The 2,406-nt window shown below is 69.5% G+C and carries 2 protein-coding genes and 1 pseudogene; 1 reads left to right on the top strand and 2 read right to left on the bottom strand.

The annotated features are described in order from the left end of the window. Positions 1-159: 159 nt before the first annotated feature. Both GWK61_RS54040 and GWK61_RS54045 read right to left on the bottom strand, forming a co-directional pair. Positions 160-1,119 (bottom strand): AAA family ATPase, encoded by a 960-nt coding sequence (locus tag GWK61_RS54040; RefSeq protein WP_194922205.1) that lies wholly within the window; start codon positions 1,117-1,119, stop codon positions 160-162. A gap of 90 nt (positions 1,120-1,209) precedes the next feature. Continuing rightward, positions 1,210-2,094, bottom strand: a complete 885-nt coding sequence (locus tag GWK61_RS54045) for a fibronectin type III domain-containing protein (protein ID WP_438939837.1) — start codon at positions 2,092-2,094, stop codon at positions 1,210-1,212. Between GWK61_RS54045 and GWK61_RS54050 the strand changes: the two are divergent. Further along, positions 1,979-2,406, top strand: a pseudogene (locus GWK61_RS54050) (hypothetical protein); the annotation flags it as partial. The gene GWK61_RS54045 and the pseudogene GWK61_RS54050 sit on opposite strands and share 116 nt — an antisense overlap.

Consider the following 2,406-nt stretch of genomic DNA (forward strand, 5'->3'; position numbering starts at 1 on the left):
GTGGGGGTGTCGGGGACGGCGGTGTTGGTGGTGCCGTCGGGCGCGGCGGTGGCGTCGGGCGACTTGGCCGGGCGGTCGGACGCGGTCGCGTTGATCGCAGCGGCGGTGTCTGTGGCGTTGGCGCCGTTGGTCGCGCCGTCGGTCGCGCCGCTGGTCGCGTCAGACATTCTCGGCGGTCTGCGGGACCGGCGTGGCGGCCACCGCCGCGGCGACCACGGAGGCGGCGGTCCCGCCGCGCATCAGCGCGTCCTGGTTGAGCAGGATGCGGTGCGCCAGGACCGGTTCGGCGAGGGCCTTCACGTCGTCGGGGGTCAGGTAGACGCGGCCCTGCGAGGCGGCGCGGACCTGGGAGGCGCGGAGCAGGGCCAGGCTGCCGCGGGGGCTGGCGCCGAGCCGGACGTCGGGCATGGTGCGGGTGGCCGCGGCTATGTTCACGACGTAGGAGTAGACGCTCGGGGCCACGAAGACCTGCTCGGCCTGGTGGATCAGCACGGCCACCTCGTCGATGCCCATCACCGGCGGCAGGTCGGCCAGCCGCCGGGTCCGCTCCCGGCCCTGCAGCACCTCGACTTCGGCGGCGTGGTCGGGGTAGCCGAGCCGGATGCGCATCAGGAACCTGTCGAGCTGGGCCTCCGGGAGCGGGTAGGTGCCGTCCATGTCGACCGGGTTCTGCGTCGCGACGACCAGGAACGGCTGAGGCACCGGATGCGTGGTCCCGTCGACAGTGACGTTGCGCTCCTCCATCACCTCCAGCAGCGCGGCCTGGGTCTTCGGCGACGCGCGGTTGATCTCGTCCGCGAGCACGACGTGCGCGAACACCGGGCCGGCGTGGAACGCGAACTCCTGCGCCCGCTGGTCGAAGACGGTCACACCGGTGACGTCCGACGGCATCAGGTCGGGCGTGAACTGCACCCGGTTCCACGACGCACCGAGCGAAGCCGCCAGCGCCCGCGCCAGCGTGGTCTTACCGGTACCGGGCACATCCTCCACGAGCAGGTGCCCCTCAGCCAGCAGACAGGTCAGAGCAAGCTCGACCGCTGAGACCTTGCCCCGCACGACTTCGCAGATCGCATCCCGCAGCAGGGCGAACCCGGCGGCGAAGTGCTCGCCGGACAGCATCGGGCGGGGCTCGGTGACGGTCACGGTGGTCCTCGGCGGGTGGGGAGTCGGGGTGATCAGGGTAGTGGGTGCGGGGTTTCTGCGCGGGTGTCAGCCGGTGGGCGGGGTGCCCGAGCAGGCTGGCAGGCCATAGGTACTGACGCTGGTGCCGAACCACCATGTAGAGGCATAGCCCCAGTGGCCGTTCGCATTGACATAGATCCAGATGGTGCTCGCGGTGCCGGCGTCGTCGTGCGCGGGGTAGCCGCCGGTGACGTAGCAGTACGCATCGACGCCTCCGCCGTTGTTGACGGTTGTCACCCAGTCGCCGTGGCTTGAGTGGTCTGTGTACGAGGACTTCGTGCGCTGGATCCAGGTCGGGCAATTAGGCCAGTTGCAGGTGACCGGGCCCCAAACTGTGTAGTAGCCCTTGACGGCATCGAGGTTGATCGTGAGGCCGGCGGCGTCGACGACTGTTCGGCTCGCGGTTGCCGGGTTCGAGGTGCCGCCATCTGTGTGCGCCTTGACGTAGACCGTGTAACTGCGGCCTGGGATGAGACCTCCGATGGTGGTCGACGTGCCGTCCACGCTCTGTTCACTGGTCGGGGCGTTGGGGCCGGTCACCGTCACCAGGTATGTCAGGGTTCCGATGCCGGGGTTGCTCGGCTTGGTCCACGTGGCGACCAGGCTGTTGGCGCTACCGGACGGCGTGCTCAGCTTCAGAGCGGTCGGGTCTCCGGGCGAGAAGCAAGCGCGGCTGGCGACAGCCTTGGCGGGGGTGGTGAGACCGGTCGGACCGACCGCCGTCACCGTGAAGTCGTAGCTCGGTCCGCAGGCCAGGCCGCTGATGGTGACTTCAAGCGGATTGTTCGATGTCTGCTTGCCGGCGTTCTTGCTCACCGAGACCGTGTACGACTTGGTGTTTGTCGTGTCGCTCGGGTTCTGCCACTGCACGGTCACGCTGCCGTTGTTCCTTGAATCCGGCGTCACCGTCACCGCCTGCGGAGCCCCCGGCGGCACCGGAGCCGGTGTGCTCGACGGCGTGCTCGGCGGTGGCGGAGGCGTTGAGGACTTGCTCGGCAGCGACGAAGGCTTTGTTGAAGGCGATGTGCTTGGCGTCGTAGAGGGCGCGGTGGTCGGCGTCGGCTTGCTACTCGTCGAAGGCCCCGGGACTGGCACGCTCGTGCTCGGCGGGCCCTGCGGGCTGCTCGGGACCACCGGTTTCGTCGTCGGGGGTGCGCTCGACGTGCTGGTCGAGGTGACCGGTGGGGCTGAGGTCTCGTGGTTCTGTGTCGTGCTCTGCGTGGT

It is taken from the genome of Catenulispora rubra, assembly GCF_015356825.1.
GTDB classification, from domain to species: Bacteria; Actinomycetota; Actinomycetes; order Streptomycetales; family Catenulisporaceae; genus Catenulispora; species Catenulispora rubra.

What these genes read in the sequence shown, in the direction of transcription:
- GWK61_RS54040 (WP_194922205.1), bottom strand. Translation starts at nt 1,119, where the DNA reads ATGCTGTCCGGCGAGCACTTCGCCGCCGGGTTCGCCCTGCTGCGGGAT.